Annotated in this window: 19 protein-coding genes; 12 read left to right on the top strand and 7 right to left on the bottom strand. The window is 51.8% G+C overall.

Annotation, left to right across the window (positions count from 1 at the left end; genetic code table 11):
• The first annotated feature begins 159 nt into the window (after window positions 1-159).
• The 4 genes from OB13_RS18525 (at window position 160) to OB13_RS18510 (ending at window position 3,891) form a co-directional block, all read left to right on the top strand.
• The gene (locus OB13_RS18525) at window positions 160-552 is read left to right on the top strand and encodes a BlaI/MecI/CopY family transcriptional regulator (protein WP_461491671.1); all 393 of its coding nucleotides are present in this window, start codon (window positions 160-162) and stop codon (window positions 550-552) included.
• Entirely contained in the window at window positions 536-2,005 is a 1,470-nt protein-coding gene (locus OB13_RS18520) for a TonB family protein (RefSeq protein ID WP_461491670.1), read from the top strand. Before OB13_RS18525 ends, OB13_RS18520 begins: the two co-directional genes overlap by 17 nt.
• A gap of 100 nt (window positions 2,006-2,105) precedes the next feature.
• Window positions 2,106-3,368, top strand: coding sequence for a TonB family protein (locus tag OB13_RS18515; protein ID WP_461491669.1), 1,263 nt, complete (start codon window positions 2,106-2,108; stop codon window positions 3,366-3,368).
• A gap of 43 nt (window positions 3,369-3,411) precedes the next feature.
• Window positions 3,412-3,891 carry a hypothetical protein gene (locus tag OB13_RS18510; RefSeq protein WP_461491668.1) on the top strand — a complete coding sequence of 160 codons (480 nt, stop codon included), beginning with the start codon at window positions 3,412-3,414 and terminating at the stop codon, window positions 3,889-3,891.
• Between the two features lie 84 nt (window positions 3,892-3,975).
• Here the strand turns inward: OB13_RS18510 and surE are convergent, their stop codons facing one another.
• Window positions 3,976-4,749, bottom strand: coding sequence for a 5'/3'-nucleotidase SurE (surE, locus tag OB13_RS18505; protein ID WP_461491667.1), 774 nt, complete (start codon window positions 4,747-4,749; stop codon window positions 3,976-3,978).
• Window positions 4,750-4,869: 120 nt separating this feature from the next.
• Here surE and OB13_RS18500 point away from each other — a divergent pair, with 120 nt between their 5' ends.
• The 3 genes from OB13_RS18500 (at window position 4,870) to OB13_RS18490 (ending at window position 7,780) form a co-directional block, all read left to right on the top strand.
• Window positions 4,870-5,481, top strand: a complete 612-nt coding sequence (locus OB13_RS18500; RefSeq protein WP_461491666.1) for a mechanosensitive ion channel protein MscS — start codon at window positions 4,870-4,872, stop codon at window positions 5,479-5,481.
• Window positions 5,482-5,520: 39 nt separating this feature from the next.
• The gene (locus OB13_RS18495) at window positions 5,521-5,967 is read left to right on the top strand and encodes a DoxX family protein (RefSeq protein ID WP_461491665.1); all 447 of its coding nucleotides are present in this window, start codon (window positions 5,521-5,523) and stop codon (window positions 5,965-5,967) included.
• Window positions 5,968-6,028: 61 nt separating this feature from the next.
• The gene (locus OB13_RS18490) at window positions 6,029-7,780 is read left to right on the top strand and encodes a M14 family metallopeptidase (protein ID WP_461491664.1); all 1,752 of its coding nucleotides are present in this window, start codon (window positions 6,029-6,031) and stop codon (window positions 7,778-7,780) included.
• A 66-nt stretch (window positions 7,781-7,846) separates the two neighbouring features.
• Here OB13_RS18490 and OB13_RS18485 read toward each other — a convergent pair whose 3' ends face one another.
• Complete coding sequence (locus OB13_RS18485; protein WP_461491663.1) at window positions 7,847-8,260, bottom strand: Dabb family protein; 414 nt, start codon at window positions 8,258-8,260, stop codon at window positions 7,847-7,849.
• Window positions 8,261-8,583: 323 nt separating this feature from the next.
• On the opposite strand from OB13_RS18485, the gene OB13_RS18480 reads away from it, so the two are divergent.
• Window positions 8,584-10,065, top strand: coding sequence for a PQQ-dependent sugar dehydrogenase (locus tag OB13_RS18480; RefSeq protein WP_461491662.1), 1,482 nt, complete (start codon window positions 8,584-8,586; stop codon window positions 10,063-10,065).
• Window positions 10,066-10,675: 610 nt separating this feature from the next.
• Here OB13_RS18480 and OB13_RS18475 read toward each other — a convergent pair.
• Window positions 10,676-11,872, bottom strand: coding sequence for a dipeptidase (locus OB13_RS18475; RefSeq protein WP_461491661.1), 1,197 nt, complete (start codon window positions 11,870-11,872; stop codon window positions 10,676-10,678).
• Window positions 11,873-12,028: 156 nt separating this feature from the next.
• Window positions 12,029-12,625, bottom strand: a complete 597-nt coding sequence (locus tag OB13_RS18470; RefSeq protein ID WP_461491660.1) for a DUF3267 domain-containing protein — start codon at window positions 12,623-12,625, stop codon at window positions 12,029-12,031.
• A gap of 183 nt (window positions 12,626-12,808) precedes the next feature.
• On the opposite strand from OB13_RS18470, the gene OB13_RS18465 reads away from it, so the two are divergent.
• A complete protein-coding gene (locus tag OB13_RS18465) occupies window positions 12,809-13,705 on the top strand; it encodes an ABC transporter ATP-binding protein (RefSeq protein WP_461491659.1) in 897 nt (298 codons plus the stop codon).
• 1 nt (window position 13,706) lies between these two features.
• Window positions 13,707-14,477 carry an ABC transporter permease gene (locus OB13_RS18460; RefSeq protein WP_461491658.1) on the top strand — a complete coding sequence of 257 codons (771 nt, stop codon included), beginning with the start codon at window positions 13,707-13,709 and terminating at the stop codon, window positions 14,475-14,477.
• A gap of 38 nt (window positions 14,478-14,515) precedes the next feature.
• Here OB13_RS18460 and OB13_RS18455 read toward each other — a convergent pair whose 3' ends face one another.
• From OB13_RS18455 to dnaG, 3 genes are all read right to left on the bottom strand, one after another.
• Window positions 14,516-15,178, bottom strand: coding sequence for a hypothetical protein (locus OB13_RS18455; protein WP_461491657.1), 663 nt, complete (start codon window positions 15,176-15,178; stop codon window positions 14,516-14,518).
• Window positions 15,179-15,393: 215 nt separating this feature from the next.
• On the bottom strand, window positions 15,394-16,638 hold the full coding sequence (locus OB13_RS18450) for a bifunctional 3,4-dihydroxy-2-butanone-4-phosphate synthase/GTP cyclohydrolase II (RefSeq protein ID WP_461491656.1): 1,245 nt from the start codon (window positions 16,636-16,638) through the stop codon (window positions 15,394-15,396).
• Between the two features lie 150 nt (window positions 16,639-16,788).
• Window positions 16,789-18,723, bottom strand: a complete 1,935-nt coding sequence (dnaG, locus tag OB13_RS18445) for a DNA primase (RefSeq protein ID WP_461491655.1) — start codon at window positions 18,721-18,723, stop codon at window positions 16,789-16,791.
• 339 nt (window positions 18,724-19,062) lie between these two features.
• Here dnaG and OB13_RS18440 point away from each other — a divergent pair, with 339 nt between their 5' ends.
• Both OB13_RS18440 and OB13_RS18435 read left to right on the top strand, forming a co-directional pair.
• Window positions 19,063-20,166 (top strand): Mrp/NBP35 family ATP-binding protein, encoded by a 1,104-nt coding sequence (locus tag OB13_RS18440; protein WP_461491654.1) that lies wholly within the window; start codon window positions 19,063-19,065, stop codon window positions 20,164-20,166.
• Window positions 20,167-20,171: 5 nt separating this feature from the next.
• Entirely contained in the window at window positions 20,172-20,438 is a 267-nt protein-coding gene (locus OB13_RS18435) for a NifU family protein (RefSeq protein WP_461491653.1), read from the top strand.
• The last annotated feature ends 362 nt before the right edge of the window (window positions 20,439-20,800 follow it).

Genomic DNA, 20,800 nt, shown 5'->3' with positions numbered 1-20,800 from the left:
ACTAAGCGCATACCTTAAATAGCTGCAGATCAACAGGCTGCAGGCATCCTAAATCTATCCTTACTCTATATTTTTTACAGAAAGTATGATATAACTAAACTTTTAGTTTGTAAACTAAGTATTTAGTTATATATTCATCCCATCCAGCACACATCGCCTATGAAAGAGCTCACCAAAGCCGAAGAAGAGATTATGCAGATCCTCTGGAAAATCGACCAGGGATTTGTAAAAGACATCATCGAACAGATGCCGGAGCCAAAACCGGCTTACAATACTGTTTCCACCATCGTGCGCATACTCGAAAAAAAAGGCTTTGTCTGGTATAATGCCTTCGGCAAGTCGCATGAGTACTTTCCGCTGGTGGCTGAGGACAAATACAAAAGCTTCTTTCTGAAAAACTTTATGAGCGGCTACTTCGGCGGCTCTTTTGAGAAACTCGTCTCGTTCTTTGCCAAGGACAACAACCTCGACGTAAAGGAGCTCGACCAACTGATGCGCCATGTAAAAAATGACTTAAACGAGGAGGACCAGCCCGATGGAGACAATCGTTAACTACCTCATCCAGTCAGGCCTTAGCCTGCTCCTGTTCTACCTGTTCTACCGCCTGGTGCTGCGCAACCAGCCAAGCCTGCGCTACAACCGGCTGTTTCTACTGCTGGCTCCTGCCGTCGCCCTGGCTACTCCCCTGCTCCGTATACCTTTGCCCTTTGTAGCAGGCCTTCGGGTTGCTCCAGCCCTGCCAACCATTCAACTTCCGGAAGTCGTAGTAGTAGGTTACTACGAAGTAGAAAAAACAGCTCTCGAATCCTTATCACTCGGGTCGGTACTGCTGGCACTCTATACGCTGGTGGGGCTGGTGCTCCTGAGTAGGCTCGTGTGGCAGCTGGTGCGGATCCAAAGACTGGCAGCAGCAGCGTCTCCTCTGGCATCACCTGACGCGCAGGCCGTTATCCTGCAAACTGAAGCCAGCTCCCCAACCTTTGCCTTCCTCCACTATGTGTTCCTCAGCAAGCAAACTTACCTGTCTGAGAAAGAACAGCGGCAGGTGCTGGCCCACGAACTGGCCCATGTGCGCCTGCGCCATACCTATGACATCCTTTATTATGAAATCCTGACAACCGTACTCTGGTTCAACCCGCTGGTGTGGCTGCTCAAAGAAGAGCTGCGCGACGTGCACGAATACCAGGCCGATGCCGAGGTGCTGACCGAGTACCAGCCGCAGGAGTACAGCTCGTTGCTCGCCAAAGAGGTCCTGTATCAGACAGGTATACCGGTGGGCAGTTATTTTCAGAAACCGCAGGTATTCCGGCGCCTGCACATGCTGCAGCAGCATGGCCGCAAAGGCAGCCTGCTGCGCGCATTGCTGGTGCTCCCGCTCCTGCTCGCCCTGCTGGTTACCTTCTCTGCCAACTCCGTGGGTGCTGGTATGGCCGCGCCCTTTTCCGAAGCACCTGCTTTGAATGAGATACTGGTTACATCTCCTGCCAAAAAGGCCGCTGCGCCGGTAGCGGATGAAAAACCAGGTATAGCCCAGGTAATTCCGGACGAGGCTGTGCCTACTGGCAGCGAAGCCATACCTGAAAAACCGGCATTTACCCAACGGGCAGAAAAAATCGTTGCTAAAACTGACACTGAAAACCCAGCGGCTATACCTGCTCCACCTGAGCCAAGCACTACTGAAAGACAGAAGCCCTATACCTATGTAGAGCAGATGCCCCAGTTTAAAGGAGGCGATGGAGCAATGCTTCAGTTCCTGGGCCGCAACATCCGCTACCCGAAAGCGGCTCAGGATGCCGGCGTGGAAGGGCTTGTGGTGCTCGGCTTCGTGGTAGAGACGGACGGCAGTTTACATGATATCACGGTTATTAAAAGCCTGGGTAACGGCATAGACCAGGAAGCCATGCGCGTGGTTGGTGAGATGAATGGCCAGTGGGACACCGGCCGGCAGAATGGAAAACCGGTACCCGTGAAGTATACCTTGCCGATTCGGTTTGCCATGAAATAACAACACCCTTATGCTTTTATTTCCCTGATTTATCCAGCTCAAAAGCTGGAACGGGACTTCTATTGCCTTTCCATACCTAAACTATAAAAACTTACATCTCATGAAAAACTCAAACACCTTAAAAACTGCGCTGGCTGCATCGTTGCTGGCTCTTGCCTTAGCCGCTGCACCGCTTAGCCCGGCTTCGGCCCAAGCTTCCAAGGCAGCAGAAAAGCCCTATACCTATGTAGAGCAGATGCCCCAGTTCAAAGGAGGCGATGGAGAAATGCTCAAATTCCTGGGCAGTAACATTCAGTATCCCAAGGATGCCCGGGACAATGGACTGGAGGGATTGGCCGTGCTGCAATTCACGGTAGAAACGGACGGTACAATCAGCGATATCTCTCCGCTTAAAAAGCTTGGGCGTGGCACCGACGAAGAAGCCATGCGTGTCATAAAGCTCACGAGCGGTCACTGGACAGCAGGCCAGCAAAATGGCAAAGCCGTGCGTGTGCACTATACCTTGCCGATCCGGTTTGCCCTGACAGAAGCTGACAGAGATGCCGTTTCGGATAAAGCCAACCGCATGCCGCGGTTCATAGGCGGCCAGGAGGCCATGCTGCAAACCATGGGTTCTTACCTGGTTTTGCCCGCTGAGGCCAAACAGGAAAACCTGAATGCCCGTGTGGTCGTGAAATTTTATGTGGATAAGGATGGCACTGTGTCCAACGTCCGGCTGGAAGGAACGAAACTGAAAAAGACTGTTGGTCCCGGCTCCGACCTGGATTATATGGATGCCTCTACTTTCCAGCTCCAGAACAAGGCGATCGTTGCCAAACTCTCGGAAGCGGCACTATCGGCTGTAAAAGCGACTTCGGGCAAATGGGAGCCCGCCACCAAAACCGGGGAGCCAACGGGTGCCGAGCTGGTGATGCCGGTACAGTTCCTGGGTGCAGAAGCAGCGAAAAATGAGAAGCCCCTCCAGGCTCCTTCCATGACCAAGTATACCAAGGACCATTACGACTACGATGAAGTGGATACAAAACCTGCATTCAAGGAAGGCTCATTTGAAAAGTTTCTGGCGAAGAACCTGCGCTACCCGGCCGAGGTCACTTTCGAGGGCACGCTGGATGTGCATCTGGTTATAAAGGAAGACGGAAAAATCTTTAGCATGACGCCAGTGATGGCCGATAAAAGTATAAAAGACATGGTAGCCAACGCCTTAAAATTAACCCAGGACAAGTGGACGCCCGGTAAGGTAGACGGCCGCCCGGTAACGGTTACCCGAAAACTCACCATCCTGTTTGTGACGAATGACGGCACCAAGAAGCCTGCCGACCCGGACGCGAAAAAAGCGGATGTGGTGATCACCAGGTATAAATAAAGTAGGTGCAGCTTAGCGAGTAGGTTTATCTAAAAAGAAATAGATGAAAAGACCCTTCTATCTTCTCCTTGCCTTGTCTTTTTTGCTGGTGATGAACACGTCCGGGCAAAGTAAAGCCATGACCTTTGAAGAAGCAGAAAAACAAGGTATACCGTTCCAGCACCTGGACAGCCTCTACAAAAGTGCAGTTCATGATAACACTGCTCTGGCTGTGTTCAAGTCTTCTGAAGAACAGGCGCAGGTAATGCAGGCTTATACTAAGCTCCTGCAGGATCTGGGAAGTTTCCTTAAAGCGCATAACTTCAGTTGGGAGCAGCAGACCAGAGGTTTTAACAGAATATACTTCAAGCCGGATGGCAGCATCGACTATTTCTTATTCAACTTCCCGCCAGGTCAGGTAGCTCCAGAGAAAGAAAAAGAGTTTTGTCGGCTGTTAGGCTTATTTATCCAGGATTACAGATTGACTCTGGCTGCACCCGAAAGGTTTGCACAATGCAGTCCTGTACGGTACTCGGACATCTGACAAACAAAAATCACTTCATAAAAAGAGCGCGGCTATACCTAATCGGTACAGCCGCGCTCTTTTAGTTTTGGTAATCGCTATACCTTACAGATCCCACTCATTCAGCGTAGCCATGGCATGGTAGGCCGTCATATCGAACTGGCAGGGTACCACTGATACATAGTTGTTGACCAGCGCCCACTCGTCGGTGTCCTCTCCTTTGTCGTGGTTCACAAAGCTGCCCGTCATCCAGAAGTAGTGGCGGTTGCGCGGGTCGAGGCGCTCATCAAACTCCTCCTGCCATTTGGCATGGGCCTGGCGGCATACCTTCACGCCTTTGATCGGCTCTTCGCTCTTTTTGGGTAGGTTCACGTTAAGCGCCGTATTTTCCGGAATACCATGCTCCAGCGCCTGGCGGATGATCAGCTCCACAAACTCCTCGGTATGCGAAAAATCAGCTTCATGCCCGTAATCGCAGAGCGAAAAGCCGATGGCCGGAAGTCCCTCGATGGCCGCCTCGATAGCCGCCGACATCGTACCGGAATACAGCACACTGATGCTCGAGTTGGAACCGTGGTTGATACCGCTCACCACCAAATCCGGTGTACGTTCTTTGAGCACATGAAATTTGGCCAGTTTCACACAGTCGGCCGGGGTACCCGAGCACTCGTATGCTTCCACATCCCAATCCTGGAAAGCGGTAGACCGGTCCAGCCGCAGGGTGTTGCCGATGGTGATGGCATGTCCCATTCCTGACTGCGGCCCGTCGGGCGCTACCACGACTACCTCTCCTATTGATTTTGCCACTTTCACCAGCATCCGGATACCCGGTGCTGTTATACCGTCGTCGTTAGAAACTAGGATTAAGGGTCTAGACATTTTAATATTTTAAGTTGATGTATAACGAATTAAACGAATTGTGATTTTATGCTAAGATACTACAACCTGCACCTCTACAACAAGGTTTATTTATAATTAATGATTCCTTAAAGAGAACCCATGCTGAAGAACTTACTATACGCTATACTGCTGGGAGTAGGCATGGCAGCATGCCTCGACGACCGTAATGAGACCGCAAACGAAGCGACTGCAACCGATGCTATACCTGACGTTACGGAAGAACTCACTGCCCCGGCTCCCGATCCTGCTGATTTTGTGATTGCAAAAGGCCGGGTAGGCAACGTGCAGTTAGGTATGCCGGTGGAGGACATGCGCCTGCAGGAGCCGCAAGGACAAACCCTGGTCGATACCACCCTGCTGCTGGAAGGCCAGGCCTCTACGGCATACGTGATCAAGAGCAGCGATAGCCCCAAAGGAATCGTGATCGAACAGCTGTGTGAACCTGTTTGCCAGGTATGGCGCATCCATGTCCGCGACCAGGATTACCGGACAGCCGAAGGGATAGGCATCGGGTCAAAGTACGGGGAGGTCCGGCAACATTATCCGATCAAATCTGTCAGCCAGGGCGAAGCGGGATTGGTAGCTATTTCCGAAAAGGCAGGCCTTTCCTTTATTTTAGACACAAGCCAACTAAGCAAAGTACAATTACACGCCCTGATTACGGATGAGATTCCGGCAAATACACAAGTAAAAGGCATTTTAGTATATTAGCCTTTTGTAATGTATGTAGAAATACGTATTATTGCTCTCATGGCTATACTCCGCACACGTTACAGCTACAGAAACACAGGACTGCTGGTTCTCCGGATCGGCATAGGCATTATGTTTGTACTTCATGGCTGGCCTAAACTCATAGGCGGACCGGAGAAGTGGACACAGCTTGGCAGCAACATGGAATTGCTGGGGATCGATTTTTTCCCTGTATTCTGGGGTTTTATGGCCGCCTTTGCCGAAGCTGTCGGAGGCGCCTTACTGGCGTTGGGCCTGTTCTTCCGCCCGGTATGCGTACTTCTACTGATCACCATGCTGGTAGCCGCTATACGCCACATGGCCGCAGGAGATGGTTTCGGCGGGTATTCCCACGCGCTGGAAGCTGCGATCCTGTTCCTGGCCCTCTGCTTCATCGGCCCCGGCAGGTATAGCCTCGACAAGCAAATCTTCCCCACCAATAAAAACAGGGCCACGTTTCAGGTATAGTGCAGGATTTTTACCTGGAAATGGTTAACATTGCTTTCCATTTCCATCTGTAAACTGATTCATGTTAACCACCTTACTTTTGGCTGCCATCCTGGCCACCGGCACACCGGGTAAAGCAGATCTCAAAACACCTTACGAAAAAGGAAACGGCAACCAGACCGCTACCTACCAGGAAGCCATCGACTGGTACCGTAAGCTCGACGCGGCGTACGACGAAGTGAAAATGGTGCCTTACGGGTATACCGATTCCGGCCGCCTGCTGCACCTGGTCCTTGTTTCCACCGAAAAGGATTTTGACCCGGCTTCTGTCAAGCAGAAAGACAAGCGCGTGCTGCTCATCCAGAACGGCATACACCCCGGCGAACCCGAGGGGATTGACGCCACCATGCTGCTGCTCCGCGACTACCTGCAGGACAAAAACAAGCGCAAGCAACTCGACAACGTGGTGCTGGCCGTTATTCCGGTATACAACATTGGCGGTGCGCTGAACCGCAACAGCCATACCCGCACCAACCAGGAAGGCCCGGAGAGCTACGGCTTCCGGGGCAACGCCCGCAACCTCGACCTGAACCGCGATTACCTCAAGACCGATTCCAAAAACGCCCAGGCCTTCCACCTCATCTTCCGCGACTGGGACCCGGACGTGTTCATGGACAACCATACCTCCAACGGCGCCGACTACCAGCACGTGATGACGCTGATCGCCACGCAGCACAACAAACTCAACTCCACGCTGGCCACTTACCTGCAGGGAAAAATGCTGCCTGCGCTGTATGCAGGCATGAAGAAAGACAAATTCCCGATGGTGCCCTACATGAACACCATTGACGAGACGCCCGACAAGGGCATCATTGGGTTTATGGAGTCGCCGCGCTATGCCACCGGGTATACGGCCCTCTACAATACCATCGGTTTTGTGCCCGAGACACACATGCTCAAGCCCTTCGACCAGCGCGTGAAAGCCACTTACCAGCTCATGGAAAACATGATCGAAACGGTGAGCCGCGATGCCAAGGAGATTGGGGCATTAAGAGCGAAGGCAAAGCAGGAAACACTGGCGCAGAAGACCTTCCCGCTGGACTGGAAACTGGACACGACCAAAGTGGAGCAGATCCCATTCCTGGGCTATGCCGCTAAATATAAGCCAAGCGAGGTGAGCGGGCTGGAGCGCCTCTACTACGACCGCAAAGCGCCTTACTCCAAAAACATCAATTACTACAACACCTTCGCTCCTACCGTGACGGTAGAGAAGCCGGTAGCCTACATCATACCGCAGGCCTGGCGCGAGGTGATCGACCGGCTCAAGCTCAACAAAGTGGCAATGCGCCAGCTCAAGCGGGATACCACCCTCACCCTCGACACCTATTACATCACCGATTACAAAACAGGGCAGCGAGCCTACGAAGGCCACTACCTGCACACCGGTACGCAGGTGGAGACGCGCACCATGCCGCGCCAGTTCCTCAAAGGCGACTACGTGGTATACCTGAACCAGGAGGCCAATCGTTTTTTGGCAGAGGCACTGGAGCCGCAGGCAGTAGATTCTTACTTTAACTGGAATTTCTTTGACAGCATCCTCATGCAGAAAGAATACTTCTCCAGCTATGTTTTCGAAGACCTGGCAGCCGATATCCTGAAGCAGAAACCTGAGCTGCGCAAGCAACTCGAAGCGCGCAAGAAGCAGGACCCGGAATTTGCCAAGAACGCCCGCGCCCAGCTGGACTTCGTATACCGCAACTCGCCGCACTACGAGCCTACTCACAACATGTACCCGGTCGGAAGGCTGATGCAGGATGTGAAACTACCTTTGTAAATACCTTGTAAAGCAACCAAAAGAGCCACCCGCAAAGGTGGCTCTTTTGGTTACACGGGGTATGGCCTACACATCTACCGAATCGTACACGATCACTTTAGACCAGAGGTGCGAATAATTCTTTACAAACTTTAAATGGACCGGATGCTCTTGGTAGATGTTCTGATCCTTGAGATTATCGAAGAGCAACAGCCACGAGATCGCATAGCTGCTGTCGATCACATCCCGGTTTGTGCCGGCAGGCACGCCTATGTGCGCCATCCGAATTTCTTTGATGCTCTTCAGCGTGTTGAGGCCTTCCACCAGCTTCTTTTTGTCTTCCGCAGAGTGCGGGTTGTTCAGCCAGAAATATACATGATGCACGAACATCTTCTTTTGTTTCTTCTTACTTTGGTTCAGCAAAGGTAGGAAGCCCGCGAAGCCGGCAAAAGACAGGAAAACACTACTTCCCACAAACGTTCTTCTGGATAATTTTTTCATATGATAGGTTCTTATTTTAGCTGAATAACCGGCATCTAAAGTATGCCAACACTACCAGGTTTCTGTGCGCTGGGCCTTCAGGGAGTTTAAGTTAGCTATTTATCCTGGATTTTTGATGAGGCGCCTCTTGCTGTTCAGTTTATTTTGGCAATGGAGAGTTTGCAACTACGGGAAGAAAGATGTTGATTCCTGCAATTGGTTTACTGTACAATTGCAGGAATCAAAAATTTATGAGAGGAAGAACCAAGTGATAAATATATATTTGCTCCTACTTTTACGCACTTTCACGCGTACAGCTATACACTCCAATTTTTAAATAACCTATGATCAAGACATCTTACCTGCTTCCTTTGCTGGGATTGGCCTTCCTGAGCCTGGAAAGCTGCACCAGCTCGGGTTCCGGTAACACTTCCACCGATAGCAACGCGAACACAGTTGCCGAAGCCTCTGTTAAAGAACAAGCCCTGACAGAAGCCCAGCTTGATAAAGCCCGCACCAACTACACCAGCTACTGCTCCGGCTGCCACGGAGAGCAGATGCAGGCTTTCACGGACCGCAAATGGAAACATGGCAATTCCGCCGAAAACCTGTTTGCCGCCATCAAGCACGGCTACGCGGACGAGGGCATGCCCGCTTTCGATAAGACCTTTTCCGATGAAGAGATCACCGGACTGGTGGCGTACATCAAGGAAGGAATACAGAATGTGCAGCAGTATGACTTCAGCAAAGACCAGACTACCACTGCTGTCTATCCCTCTGAGGCGCTCAACTTTACACTCGACACCGTGGCGACAGGTATGCAAGTGCCCTGGGGCATGGCCTTTCTGCCAAACGGGGACATGCTGATAACGGATCGCAACGGGGCATTTTACCGCCTCCCCAAAAACAGCAGACAATTGCAGAAAATAACGGGCGCCCCTGAAGTGCTGGCCCAGGGCCAGGGCGGTCTGCTGGACGTGGAAGTGCACCCCAATTTTGCTAAAAACAACTGGGTATACCTTTCCTATTCTGCTTTGAAAACCGAGGATGGCAACACCCTCTCCACCACAGCGGTCATGCGCGCCAAACTGGATGGCACCCAACTGAGTGAGCAGAAAGTAATTTTTGAGGCGCAACCCTGGTCCAAAACCCGTCACCACTACGGCTCCCGCCTGGAATTTGACCGCCAGGGTTTCCTATACCTGACCGTTGGAGATCGGGGCAACCACGATGAAAACCCGCAGAGCCTGGAGCGTGCTCCCGGCAAGGTGCACCGCATCAAAGACGATGGCAGCATACCTGCCGACAATCCTTTTGCGAACCAGAAAGGCGCAGTAGCTTCTACCTATACCTATGGGAACCGCAACATTCAGGGTATGGTGATCCATCCTGAAACGGGTGCCATCTGGACGAATGAGCATGGCCCGAGAGGTGGCGACGAAGTGAATATCGCCGAGAAAGGCAAGAATTATGGTTGGCCTGTGATCTCCTATGGCATCAACTACAACGGCACCGTGCTGACAGAGCTTACCAAAAAAGAAGGTATGGAGCAGCCACTGTGGTATTGGGTACCGTCGATCGGGCCTTCCGGTATGGCCTTCGTGACCGGTGAGCGCTACAAAGGCTGGGAAGGAAGCCTGTTAGTAGGCTCGCTGCGCTTCCAGTTCCTGAGCAAGCTGAAGATGAATGGCAACAAGATCGTGAGCGAGGAGAAGCTCCTGAAGAACATCGGTCGTGTACGAGATGTGCGTATGGCGCCGGATGGGTATATTTATATAGCAGTGGAAAGTCCTGGGACTATTTACAGATTGATCCCTGTTGAATAATACATCTTTTTGCTGATGCGCGCTTGCAGCTCGTACACTCAGTTGGGTTTATCAGACTCCAACCTGGCGTTGTTGCATAGCTTCGCCTGCCGGCGGGGCCTCACTTTTTCTCCTTGATGAGAATCGAGGGCCCCTACCCCCACTCGCTGACCGCTCGAACAGTGGAGCGCCGTTATATGCACCCTGTAGCTTCAGTTATAAGTATGTCTTGCTATACCTGCCGGCTATACCTGCCGGCTATACCTGTCAGCTACAAATACTCGTGCCGGAATTCTCCCCTTGAGGGGAGTTAGATGGGTGTCAAATCAGTGGCTATGAAACTAGAAGTGTAAAACAGGAAAAGCAGGCTCCCCTCCTTGGTTAAGGAGGGGCAGGGGTGGTTGGAACCGGAGATGCAAGGAATTTTTGTCCAGACACTCGCAGGAGCTGCGCACACTGCGAGGTCTCAACACGCTATACCTAAACCTATACCCGTGCTCGATTCGGACAGGTCGCGACCTGTCCCTACATTATCCTGAAAATCCTGATTCAGACATTCTCCTCCAGAAAAACAAAAGGTCAGGCGCCGCAGTTGGCGCCTGACCTTTTTACTTATACCTGCTATACCTGTCTAGCTTCCCACATTGGCGCGGAACACGCGCAGGAAGTTTTCGCCTAGTATCTTTTTGATGTCCGCTTCGCTATACCCTCTGGCCAGCAGTTCCTTTGTGACCAATGGCATGTCGGCTACGCTGTCGAGTTGTTGCGGCGTGGAGGTGATGCCGTCAAAATCGGAGCCTAGCCCGACATGGTCTACCCCTACCAGCTTTACAATGTGGTCCAGGTGGTCTAGCAGAAGGGAAAGCGGCGGGCGCAGGGTAGCCGCCTCTTCCGGATAATTTGCCGACGCCCAATCATAGATTTCGATAGAGTTTTTGTTCAGTTGCTGCAGTGAGTCAACCTCCGTCTTGTGGCTGGCGATGAACCCGTTCATCCGCTTGTCATACCCAGGGTCCAGAAAGCCGGAGAAGAAGTTGAGGTGAATTACGCCGCCATTCTTGGCAATAGCCTTTATCTGATCGTCTTTCAGGTTACGGAAGTGCGGGTTGAAACTGTGCACGCAGCTGTGTGATACAAGCACCGGCTTGGTAGTAACCGCCAGCGCATCCCAAAAAGTTTGCTCGCCTACGTGGCTCAGATCGACCATCATCCCCAAGGCATTCATGCGCTTGACGACCTTCTTTCCAAACCTATTCAGCCCTCTTTTGGATTTGGGCATTTTATCTCCGGCTTCATCCATGGCAGAACTGGCCCAGGAAGTAGAGTTGTTCCAGGTAAGCGTCATGTAACTGGTACCACGCTTGTGCAACTCTTCCAGGTACTTGAGGTTGTCCTCGATCATGTGGCCTCCTTCGACCCCGATCATGGCAGCCATTTTGTTCTGCTGCACTGCCTGCATCACGTCTTCCGGCGTTTTGGCCATCATCATTTTATCCGGGTTGCGCGCCGCAATGGCGTAGAGCGAGTCAATCTGGAGGTTGGCGAAGTTAAAACCCTTCCCCTTGCCATAGGTACCATCGCTCCAGACCGAGAAGATCTGCACATCGACTCCACCTTCCTTGAAGCGAGCCAGATCTGAGTGGGTTTTGCCCCGGAGATCATCTTCCAGCCGCAGGCCCTCCAGCACCGAAATGAGCACGTCGTTGTGGGTGTCGACTACAATGGCCTTTTCATGGAGTGCTTTGTAGTCCTGTGCCGTAGCAGTCAGGCTGCAAAATAGCAACGCGGCTACTGCCAGGCTCCTGCCACCTATTTCCTTCAATTTCATAGATCTTCGCTTATTCTTCCTGCCCTGGTTGTTTCAAATTGCTATTCGAGCAGCATAGGGCAGCTGAAATATAGCCAAAAGCATTCACTTTACCTACCTCCCGAAGCGCTGCCCGGTCAGGCGGAAAGCAGTTTGCATACGAAGGAGTTGCTGCTGTCAGTTTTTTACAGGCGAGAGCACATAACAGCCAATCTTATCCGGATGGTCCTGTATCAGATCTGTCTTTTTCTGGTGGCGCAGCATCCAGAGGATGAGCAGGTCGCCGGCAGCGGCCATAGAGAAAAACAATCCAAACAGGAAAAGCAGGAAATGGCCGGTCACCATACCTGCCAGCGCCGGCAGCAATCCCATCACCAGTCCAGGCATCATGCCACCGATCACATAGTGTTTGAGGGGCAGCACCTCTTTGCAGTGGCAATACGGGGTCAGCATTTTCCAGTGCACGCCGTATTTAATAGAGCGAAGGCCGTTTTTACAGAAAAGAGCCCACGTGAAGCCATGCAACATTTCGTGCACCACGGCACCCAAGACAAACACAGCCAGCATAATAAAGGTCGAGAAGTAGAGCAATGTTTTATGCACCTCCACCAGCCCCCGGATACTGTCCATCGTAAACTGCTCCGGCCACATCAGGATGTAGGCTGGTATATAGAGCAGCAGGATAGGCAGCATAAATGCCAGTGCATAGACATTGGCCTCCCCGGCTGTCATGCTGAGTTCTTTCTGATCGTATTTCATTCCGTGCTGGATCATGCGCTATACCTGTAGGGTACCTGCCTGCGTACCTATACTTCCCAAAAGATACCATTTATTTTTATGCTCCGGAAAATCACACTGCTTGCCTAAGCTGCTTTCCAGAAGGCTTATTATATCAGAAAAAGGGTATATTTGTTGAAGCCGCTGTTGCAGTGGCCCCGTGAGCGAACAAGCAAAGGTATGGCGACAGTATTATACATTGACAAACTTTCGAAGAAGTACGGTAGCCTGCAGGCGCTGGACCAACTGACCCTGCAGGTGGAAGCTGGCAGCATTTATGGCCTGCTGGGACCGAACGGCAGCGGAAAAACCACCACGCTGGGTATGGTGCTGGACGTGATCCGGCCAAGTGGCGGCAACTTTCTGTGGTTTGGCAAGCCGATCAGCAAAGAAAGCAAGCAGCGGGTGGGCGCGCTACTGGAGACGCCAAACTTCTACCCTTACCTCACCGCCCGGCGCAACCTGCAGGTGATCGCAGACATCAAGAACGCCAATCCGGACAACATCAACAAAATGCTGGACATGGTGGGCCTGGGTACCCGCAGCCATACGACCTTCAATGGCTTTTCGCTGGGGATGAAGCAGCGCCTGGCACTGGCCGCCGCCATGCTCAACGACCCGGAGGTGCTGGTGCTGGATGAACCTACCAATGGCCTTGACCCGCAAGGTATAGCCGAGGTGCGTGACCTGATCCTCCGCATAGCCTCGCATGGCAAAACGATCGTGCTGGCCAGCCACCTGCTCGATGAAGTGGAAAAGGTATGCACGCATGTAGCGGTGCTGCAGGCCGGCAAACTAAAAGCCAACGGCCCGGTAAGCAATATCCTTTCTGCCCACGACCAGCTCCTTATCAGCGCCGACGAGCGGGCACCGGTACTGCAACTGCTCGAGCGCCTGCCCTACATCGTACAGTTTGGGCAGGACAAGGATATCATTACGCTGACGCTGGCAGAAGGCTATACCAGCACCGACCTCAACCGCGATATGTTTGCGCAAGGCGTTGTGCTCTCGCAACTGCTGGTGCGCCGCAAAAGCCTGGAGGCGCAGTTCCTGGAAATTATCAAAAAAGACGCTTAACATGAACCTGCTACGAACCGAATTCCGGAAAATATTCCCTTACCGCACTTTCTGGGTCATCCTGGCGATCTATGTGCTGCTGCTTGCACTGCTGGTCTACGTGAGTCGCAGCGTGATGGTCAGCGGCCAGTCTGTCGGGCCCTCCATGTACCAGTTCCCGGGACTATGGGTGCGTTTTACATATATCGCTTATTTCTTTAACCTGCTGCTGGGCATCCTGATCATTGTGCTGGTAACGGATGAATACAATTTCCGAACCTTGCGGCAGCAGGTGATCGACGGGCTTTCGCGGGCAGAGCTTGTGCTCTCAAAATTTTATATGATACTGGCCCTGGCCGTTTTCAGCACAGTTTTCCTGCTTGTGCTGGGCCTCATCTTCGGGCTGCTTTACAGCAACGACACCAAGCTCAGTGCCATGCTGGGTCAGATCGATCACCTTTCTTATTTCTTTGTGCAGGCGGTAGGGTATATGGTGCTGGCCATGTTCTTTGCTTTCCTGATCCGTAAAAGCGGGCTGGCCATCATTGCTTTCCTGGCCTGGTCCAAGATCGTGGAGCCGGTTATCCATTACCAGCTCGATGACAGTATAGATAAATACCTGCCGATGAAGGTATTTGGCAGCCTCACCCCCATGCCGGGGCAGGAGGTGCTGGACCAGTTCACTGCGCCAACCGAGCTGCTCTCACCCGCCTGGGCTACCCTCCCTGCACTGCTGTACATCGGTTTGCTGCTGCTCCTGTCCTACCTGCTGCTTCGGTTCCGTGATCTGTAATTTAGGTTGAGGAAGGTATAGCATGAAGCCATGCTGCCTTAAAGTGTATTGAAGTAATTAACGATCATCACCAATTCGTGGGGCTTGTTGAAATCGAGCTCGTTGGAACGGACAAATTGCTTTACTGTATTGGCTTTCTTTCCGAAAAGGCGTAACAGATCTCTCCTGATATTGCGTAGTGCCACGATTTCCCCATCCGGCAGCAAGGCATAGTAGGATTCTTTTACTTCTTCCGAAGTGTCATACCACTGCGGATCACTTTCATCGACATAGTTCCCATTCCCCATATCACTTTTGCGTACACCTGCCTGGCGTTTTATCAGGCTGATCGTGCCGTTATTGAGCTGCTCAAAAAAGACGGGCTTTTTAAAATCCGTATTCACTCTGCCCAGGTTCCAGAAGAGCGAACGAAAGATCTGCGGCCTGCCATTGTACTTATCCCTGACCACAAAATGGCTGACATTAACCGGCGAAAAAGAACTGATAGCCCCATCATTTGATTCTACCTGTACCACATCCTGTATCGGATGGTACATGACACTGCCAAACAAGCTATCTCCTGTCGCCAATACGATTTTGCCATAATGCCATTCCTCCGCCTCATACAATTCTCTTAACTGACCATAGACCTGCAAAGGCAAGTAGAAACTCAGCACCAGCGTAACCATCAAAACCAAATATCCTATGTCCAACTTCTTCATACCCATACTTTAAAATTCCTCCACATATACTTACATATTTAAGCCCACATTCTACTGTGTTACAAATAATTACCTGCTATTTATAACGGTTCAGAAAGCATTATGTGTATAGGCAAAATGTTAAAATTTATAAGTATTTTCCGGTTAAGGCACAAAAAAACGAGCCCGTACTTTTCAGTACAGGCTCGTTGTAAGATCTCAAACCTTGTATAGGCTTAGCGGATTGGTGAGCTTTTCAGTATTTCGTGTCCGAGTTTATCTCGTTTGGTGGCAAGGTATTTCTGGTTGTGTGCATTCGGAGCGATCTCGATCGGCACATTATCCACCACTTCCAATCCATAACCGATCAGTCCGGTACGTTTTTTCGGGTTGTTTGTGATAAGCCGCATTTTGCTCACCCCCAGATCGCGGAGGATCTGCGCGCCGACACCATAATCACGCTCATCCATCCCAAAGCCCAGTTCCAGGTTTGCCTCTACCGTGTCACGCCCCTGCTCCTGCAGTTTGTAGGCCTTCAATTTGTTGATAAGGCCTATGCCGCGGCCTTCCTGGTTCATGTATACGATAGCCCCTTTTCCTTCCCGCTCGATCATACGCATGGCCTCGTGCAGTTGCGGACCGCAGTCGCAACGGCACGAGCCGAAGATATCGCCCGTTACGCAGGAAGAGTGCACACGCACCAATACCGGTTCGCCTTCTTCCCAGCTGCCTTTTACCAGAGCCAGGTGTTTGGCGCCATTGCTGCGCTGTGTGAAAGCATACAGGTCAAAATCACCATAGTCGGTCGGCAGTTGCACCGCGATCTCACGCTCTATTAGGCTTTCCTTCTTGAGCCGGTACGCGATCAGGTCTTTGATAGAAACAAGCTTGAGGTTAAAGCGCTCGGCTACCTTTACCAGGTCCGGCAGGCGGGCCATCGTGCCGTCTTCGTTCATGATCTCAATCAGGACGCCGGCCGGGGCAAGCCCTGCCAGTTGCGCCAGGTCCACGGCCGCTTCGGTATGACCGGCGCGGCGCAGCACGCCTTCCTTCTTCGCCTTGAGCGGGAAGATGTGTCCTGGTTTGCCGAGTGAGTGTGGATCTGTGTTGGGATCGACCAGTGCCTGTATGGTTTTGGCACGGTCCGAGGCCGATATACCGGTGGTGCAGCCATGGCCGATCAGGTCAACTGATACGGTGAACGGAGTGGCATGCAGCGCCGTATTGCGGCCTACCATCAGTTCCAGCCCCAGCTCTTCGCAACGCTCCTCCGTGAGAGGGCAGCAGATGAGGCCACGGCCATGTGTTGCCATGAAATTGATGATCTCCGGTGTCACCATCTCGGCGGCACAGATGAAGTCACCTTCGTTTTCACGGTCATCATCATCCACCACGATGATGATCTTGCCCTGACGAATATCTTCGATAGCGGCTTCTATTGAATCAAAAGGCCTTAGCGCCTCCGTTGAATTAGTCTCCATAAGTTGCTCAGTATACCTGCCGGCTTTAGCAGCCAGAAGCAGGATGATAATCTATACTATGAAATGCGCTGCAAAGGTAAAAAGTTTATCCCGCAATGCCGTCTTATTTCATAACACAATCTGAGCAGCTTTGGTTGAACAACGGCCCTGCTACTTGTTCACCACGATCCCCAGCAAGTCGCAGATCTGGGTTTCGAAGGTTTTGAGGCTGCGGATGACCTGCAGTACGCGGTCCTGCTCGGCAGGATCAGTTACCAGGCGAAGCTTTTCCATTTCAACCTTCATGAGGACCTGCGCATTGCGCCACTTCAGTCGCAACACGGCTCTTTCGGCACCGTATGGCAGCAGGTCCGATTCGTGGGGTACAAAAATATGATGCGTTTCCCAGTTGTGGCTGAGTTCATAGGGGTCTGAGAGCAGGTTGGTGGCCTCTGTTCTTATTTCCTGGTCCGGGTAGTTAATAAAATCGTCTGCCGTCGGGATGCTGCCCTGGCTGAGTTTCTCCTTCACAACCTCCACGAGGCGGGCATAAAGGGGCGTACGGAACTCCACATCTTCGAGCTGCTCCAGCATGTACTGGCAGGTGTTCTGTCCTTCTACCAGTATGCGGTCCGGGTAGTTGAGCAGCATACGCACGATCTCGCGCTCATACCTTTTCAGCCCATCCGCCTCTGTTGCCGGTTTAGCTGTTGCCGCTGCCTCCTCTTCGTAATAAGCTGCTTCAGCTAAATCCTCCGGACTGCCGCCGGACCTGTGCTGCTGTTGCTGCTGGCGATCCTGCAGGTGCATTTTGTTGTACTCCGAGATCAGCAGCTGCTCGTCTATATCAAAAATAAGGCTGCAACTCCGGAAGAAAACCGTACGCTTGATCGGGTCCGGAATTTTGGAGATGGAAGTGACGATCTCTCGTATGGCATCGGCCTTCTTTACCGGATTGCCTTTCGACTCCTCGGCATACAGGCTGGTTTTGAAGGAAATAAAGTCTTGGGAGTACTCCTGTACGTAGGCTTTGAAAGCCTCGTCTCCTACCTTCTGTATGTAGGAATCCGGATCCTCGCCTGTTGGAAAGGTAACAACGTTGACGTTAAGCCCATTTTCCAGGATCAGGTCGATACCACGTAGGGAAGCTTTTATACCTGCCGCATCGCCGTCGTACAGAACTGTAATGTTTTGGGTATAGCGGGCAATCAGCTTGATCTGGCCTTCCGTGAGCGAGGTGCCCGAGGAGGCTACGACGTTTTCGATTCCGCCCTGGTGCAATGACAGCACATCCAGGTAGCCCTCCACCATGTAGCACATGTCCTGCATGCGGATAGCCTGCCGTGCCTGGTACATCCCATACAGCACGTTGCTTTTGTGGTAGATCTCTGACTCCGGCGAGTTAAGGTATTTCGGGCTCTTCTTGTCGTTGGATTTGAGGGTACGGGCACCAAAACCGATCACGCGCCCCGAAATGTTGTGTATCGGGAACATCACCCGCCCCCGGAAACGGTCGTACTTCTTGCCGTCTTCCTTGACGATGGTGAGCCCCGTAGACTCCAGGTACTTTTGCTCATACCCTGCCTTCAGGGCCGCGTCGGTGAGATCGGACCAGGCATCAACGCTGTAGCCCAGCTCAAACTTGCGGATGGTATTGCTGCTCAGCCCACGTTCTTTCAGGTAGGACTGCCCGATCGCTCCCTGTTCGTGATGATGAAGGACTTGCTGATAATGCTTGTTGGCAAAGTCAGAGACGATGTACAAACTGTCGCGCTCACTCTGTTCCCGGGCATACTCCGGTGTTGGCTGATCCTCGGGCACCGCGATGCCATACTTTTTGGCCAGGTACTTAAGCGCCTCCGGAAAGCTGGTTCCTTCCACATCCATGATAAACTGCACCGAGTTACCCGCTTTACCGCAACCAAAGCACTTGTAGATGCCTTTGGCCGGCGAAACAGAAAAGGACGGCGACTTTTCGTGGTGGAAAGGGCAGTTCGCCCACATGTTTTGCCCCTTTTTCTTGAGCGACACAAAGTCCCCCACCACCTCTACAATATCGGCCTGGGCTAAGATCTGGTCAACTGTTTCTTTTGGAATTAGGGACATGGGAAAACGCTTGAGGGATTACAAATATAACAGATGCAGGTATACCAGATGCAGGATTAGACGCAGGCATTGCCCAAATTTTTATTTCCATACCTACCAAGCCCAATGCAGGCGCAGTGACAGGCATAAAACTTTCTTACACTGCGGTAGAGGTACCTGAAGCTTGCCGGTTGTGTTTTCTCTTCGTCCCAATACGGGCTGCAAGCTCTGATTAATAAGCGTATCTCTTTAACTTGATCCTTTCACCTCCAGCTTTATGCAACTGGCGTACACAAAGCATGGGTATAGAATAATTTGTTCGTATCTTTGTAAGGCTTAACCGCTAGTCCCACTATTATTATGGCTATCACTAAAGAAGATATATTAAAAGCCCTCAGTTATGTAGAAGAGCCCGATCTTGGAAAAGACCTGGTGACGCTCAACATGATAGAGGATGTGCAGGTGGAGGGTAAGAACGTGAGTTTTACCGTTATCCTGACCACGCCGGCCTGCCCGCTGAAAGACCTCATCCGTAACGCCTGTATCCGGGCCATCCACACAATGGTGGATAAAGAAGCAGACGTTACCGTAAACATGACCTCCCGCGTTACCTCTGGTCGCGCTGGCAACACCGAAGTGCTCTCCGGAGTTAAAAACATCATCGCAGTAGCTTCCGGCAAAGGAGGCGTAGGCAAGTCTACCGTTACCAGTAACCTTGCGATCGCGCTGGCCCAGTCAGGAGCCCGGGTAGGGCTTATCGACGCAGACATTTATGGTCCGTCTATACCTACCATGTTTGGCGTAGAAGACCAGCGCCCAAGTATGGTACAGGGTGATCATGGCAAGAACTACATTATACCTGTCGAGAAGTACGGCGTTAAGTTGATGTCCATTGGCTTCCTGACCCCGCCTGACCACGCTGTGATCTGGAGAGGGCCGATGGCCAGCTCTGCACTGAAGCAGTTTATATCAGATGTTGAGTGGGGCGAACTGGATTACCTGCTTCTCGACCTACCGCCAGGCACTTCAGACATTCACCTGACCATGGTGCAGGTGCTGCCTGTAACCGGCGCCGTGATTGTGACAACTCCGCAGAAAGTAGCTATTGCCGATGCTCAGAAAGGTTTGCAGATGTTCCGCCAGCCGCAGATCAACGTGCCGGTACTGGGTGTGGTAGAGAACATGGCCTACTTTACGCCTGCCGAACTTCCTGAAAATAAGTATTATATTTTTGGGCAGGAAGGCGGCCAGAACCTGGCGAAGAAATTCGACGTGCCGGTTTTAGGCCAAGTGCCGCTGGTACAAAGTATACGCGAAAGCGGTGATGAAGGAACTCCGGTAGCATTACAGAACGATTCTCCGGCTTCCGGTGTTTTCAGAGAGTTGGCCCAGGCCGTTGCCCAACAGGTTTCTGTACGCAATGCCACCATGGGCAAAACGCAAATCGTAGAAATTAAAAACTAAGACAGATGGCAGCCACTAACGTTGACACCGATTTTTTACTTCGCATCGAAAATGCCCTCGACCAGATCAGGCCCTACCTGGAGGCTGACGGCGGCAATGTGAAAGTGCTCGAAGTAACCGATGACATGGTCCTGAAGCTGGAGTTGCTGGGTGCCTGTGGTTCCTGCCCCATGTCTACCATGACCCTGAAAGCAGGTGTAGAGCAGTCTGTGCTCAAAGCCGTACCTGAAATCAGATCAGTGGAAGCAGTAAATGTTGTTCCTATACCTTAACGGTATACCTCCTTATACCTCAAAAGCAGGTGCTGCGTAGTCGGTACCTGCTTTTTTGTTTTCGGGGTTGGCATTTCAGAAAGATGGCGCGAGGGTCCACCCTCGTTTCTCCTATAGTGAGGCCGCTGGCCTATTTTAAGAATTTATCAGTCAAAGATCCTCCTACAGCGCGTGTTCCTACTTAACCGTAAAGGATTTCCCTGTTCCCTTGCCCTTGAAGGCTACGATTAAGAGTGAGTTATGGCGGACTCTGGTCGCTTTCTTTGTATCAAGGAAGCCCTTGATCAAAAAATACCTCCCGGGAACAGGACAGTTTGATGCTTTTGAAGGATCCGCCTATACCTATACCTATACCTATACCT

Source organism: Pontibacter sp. HJ8 (genome assembly GCF_054824225.1).
Note: the sequence above shows the minus strand (reverse complement) of the source record. Positions and strands in the feature narration are given on the sequence as shown.